This is a genomic window from Streptomyces sp. 8L (genome assembly GCF_020176795.1).
Lineage (GTDB): Bacteria > Actinomycetota > Actinomycetes > Streptomycetales > Streptomycetaceae > Streptomyces.
The window spans coordinates 1-3,118 of record NZ_JAIUKE010000757.1 but is presented as its reverse complement, the minus strand read 5'-3'; the positions used below and the strand labels follow the sequence as shown (position 1 = coordinate 3,118).

Sequence of the window (3,118 nt, the reverse complement as noted above, 5' to 3'; positions counted from 1 at the left end):
CCCCCCCCCCCCCCCCCCCCCCCCCCCCCCCCCCCCCCCCCCCCCCCCCCCCCCCCCCCCCCCCCCCCCCCCCCCCGCGGCCGGGGTGCTCGGCGCGTTCACACCCAGGGCGGCGCGGTCACACCCAGGGCGGCCTGGTTGTACGAACCGCGGTCTGGTTGTACGAAGCGCGGCGCGGTCACACGAAGCGCAGGGCGTCCTCGCCCAGCTGCGGTACGAGGCCCTCGGCCGCCGCGCGGTCCAGCAGGCCGCGGATCGCCGCGTACCCCTCGTCGCCGAGCTCCGCGGTGAACTCGTTCACGTACAGCGCGATGTGCTGGTCGGCGACGGACGGTTCGAGCTCCTGGGAGTGCTCCAGCACGTACGGCCGCGAGACCTCAGGCGCGTCCCAGGCCATCCGTACGGACGCGGTCGCCGCCGAGGCGAGCGCCCGCAGTGTCGCGGCGCCCAGTGAACGCTTCGCGATGATCGCGCCCAGCGGGATCGGCAGACCGGTCGTCCGCTCCCAGTGCTCGCCCATGTCCGCGAGCGAGTGGAGCCCGTAGTTCTGATAGGTGAAGCGCGCCTCGTGGATGACGAGGCCCGCGTCGACCTTGCCGTCCCGTACGGCCGGCATGATCTCGTTGAACGGCATGACGACGATCTCGCCGACGCCCTCCGGCACGGTCGCCGCGGCCCACAGCCGGAACAGCAGGTAGGCGGTGGAGCGCTCGCTCGGCACCGCGACGGTCCTGCCCGCCAGGTCGACTCCCGCCTCCCTGGTCAGGACGAGCGGGCCGCAGCCGCGTCCGAGCGCGCCGCCGCACGGCAGCAGCGCGTACTCGTCGAGCACCCACGGCAGCACCGCGTACGACACCTTCAGCACGTCGCCCTCGCCGCGCTCCGCCATCCCGTTGGTGATGTCGATGTCCGCGAACGTGACGTCGACCTCGGGTGCGCCCGGCACCCGGCCGTGCGCCCACGCCTCGAAGGTGAAGGTGTCGTTCGGGCAGGGCGAGTAGACGAGCCCGAGCGGGCCGCCGTCTGCGGTCTCGGCGGCTCCCGCGGGGTTCACGGCACTATCGGCAGTCATGGGACGGCTCCTCGAATACGGGGTTGAGCAGCGAGAACGCGCGCTTCAACGACTCCAGCGCCGCGCCGATGCGCCAGGCGGCGCGGTCGCGCGGGCCCACGACGTTGGAGATCGCGCGGATCTCCGCGCACGGCAGGGAGTGGAGCGCCGCCGCTTCCGCGACGCCGAACCCCTCCATGCCCTCGGCGGCCGCGCGCGGGTGGCGCGCGGTCAGTTCGACGGTACGCCGCGCGGTGCCGGTCACCGTCGAGACGGTGAGGACGGGCGCGAGCACGGCGGGGAAGTCCGCGGAGGCCGTGAGCCGTTCGGCCATCCGGGTGGTCAGTCCTACGGGCGGGCGGTGCGCGCCGCGGCCGAAGCCCAGATCCTCGACGGGCAGGAACCCGTCGGGCGTGTCGGCGCCCAGGTCGGCGGCGAGGATCTCGTCGGCGACGACGACCGACCCGAGGGGCGCGTGGGGCGCGAAGCCGCCGCCGATGCCCGCGGAGACGACCAGGCCGTACGGGGTGCCCGCGGCCTCGGCGCGGGCCAGCGCGCGCGCCGTGGCGGCGGCGACGGCGGCGGGGCCGACCCCGCCGGCCAGCACGTCAAGACGGGGCGAGCCCGCCGAGCCGGCCTCGGCCTCGGCAGGCACGGCCGTGACGACGAGCACCCGGGGCGCCAGGCCCCGCCGGGCGGACGGCTCCGCGGACGGGGTCCGCGAGGCGGACGGGACCGTCGGATCACTCGGCATGGGGCACATCACTCAGCGGGGGCGGGGTGGGACAGGAGCGGGAGCGGCACGCTCAGTCGCTGGTCTTCATCTTGAGCTCGAAGTGCCAGATGCCCCGGACAGAAGGTGTCTTCGTGTTGGTCTCCACGATGGCGACCTGCACGCTCTTGGGCGTCTGACCCGTCGTCTGGTCCGCCTGGAAGAAGGAGGCGGCCGGGATCGGGCGGTAGGTGGCCGTGGACGGCTTCTGCTCGGCCTGCTGGCCGTTGAGGAACAGGGCCCAGCCGTTGTGGTTGTCCGTCAGCGCGGGGTCCACGCCGAAGCCGATCGTGTCGTCGGGGCCGACGCTGATGGTGTGGTCGGCCTTCTTGCTGAGGCAGCTCTGCGCCTCGGAGTTCGGAAGGGCCTTGCCGTCGTTGTAGCAGCCGGCCTCGGTGTGGACGGAGCCGGAACCGACCGTCACGGTGGCGAGAGGCGTCGGCTTGTCGCAGGCGGAGAGCACCAGGAGCCCGGCGGACACCGCACCGAGGACGACACCGGCCCTGCGGGCCTTGGCAGGAATGATCGCAACGGTCATGGGCGAAGATTATCGGTCCGCCCTCCTCACGCGGCGCGGGGGTGCGCCGCGCCGCGCCGGGCCGCCCGGAGCAGCCCTCGTACGGCCGCGACGGCGCCCGCCGCCATCACGGCCGCCGCCACCCCCATGCCGAGCGAGGCGTTCAGCGGCAGGGCCATCGAGAGGCCGCCGCCGAGGACCCACGCCACCTGGAGGGCGGTCTCCGAGCGGGCGAAGGCGGACGTGCGGACCGCTTCCGGCACGTCGCGCTGGATCGTCGCGTCCAGCGAGAGCTTCGACAGGGCCTGCGAGAACCCGGCCACGGCGCCGACGACGACGACCATCACGACACCGAAGAACAGCGCGGCGAGGATCGTCGCCGTCAGGGCGAGCCCCAGCATCGTGATGATGATCAACTCGGGCCCGCGCGCCCTGAGCCAGGCACCCACCGCCGTGCCGATCGCGTTGCCCGCGCCCGCGGAGACGCCGACGAGGCCGAGCGACACGGCCGCGTTCAGCCCCGACAGGGGATGCTCGCGCAGCAGGAAGGCGAGGAAGAACGTCAGGAAGCCGGAGAGGGCGCGGTGCGAGGCGTTGGCCTGGAGGCCGTGCAGGACGGACGGGCCGACGGTGCGCAGCGAGGGACGCGGCTTGTCGGCCTTCTCGGCCTTCCCGGCTTTTTCAGATTTCTCGGCCTTCTCCGCCTTGGCGGCCCTGTCCGCCGTGTCCGTCCGCGGAGTCTCGTCCGCCCCACCGGCCCCGACTGTCCCGGCCGTCC

At 74.1% G+C, this 3,118-nt stretch carries 3 protein-coding genes and 1 pseudogene; all 4 read right to left on the bottom strand.

The genetic code is table 11. The features are described from left to right. Positions 1-178 precede the first annotated feature (178 nt). Positions 179-1,072, bottom strand: a complete 894-nt coding sequence (locus LCE31_RS38325) for a 1,4-dihydroxy-6-naphthoate synthase (protein WP_225022797.1) — start codon at positions 1,070-1,072, stop codon at positions 179-181. Next, complete coding sequence (locus tag LCE31_RS38320) at positions 1,059-1,805, bottom strand: futalosine hydrolase (RefSeq protein WP_225022796.1); 747 nt, start codon at positions 1,803-1,805, stop codon at positions 1,059-1,061. Before LCE31_RS38320 ends, LCE31_RS38325 begins: the two co-directional genes overlap by 14 nt. 52 nt (positions 1,806-1,857) lie before the next feature. Further along, positions 1,858-2,361 carry a DUF2771 domain-containing protein gene (locus tag LCE31_RS38315; protein ID WP_225022795.1) on the bottom strand — a complete coding sequence of 168 codons (504 nt, stop codon included), beginning with the start codon at positions 2,359-2,361 and terminating at the stop codon, positions 1,858-1,860. A 26-nt stretch (positions 2,362-2,387) separates the two neighbouring features. Further along, positions 2,388-3,118, bottom strand: a pseudogene (locus LCE31_RS38310) (MFS transporter); the annotation flags it as partial.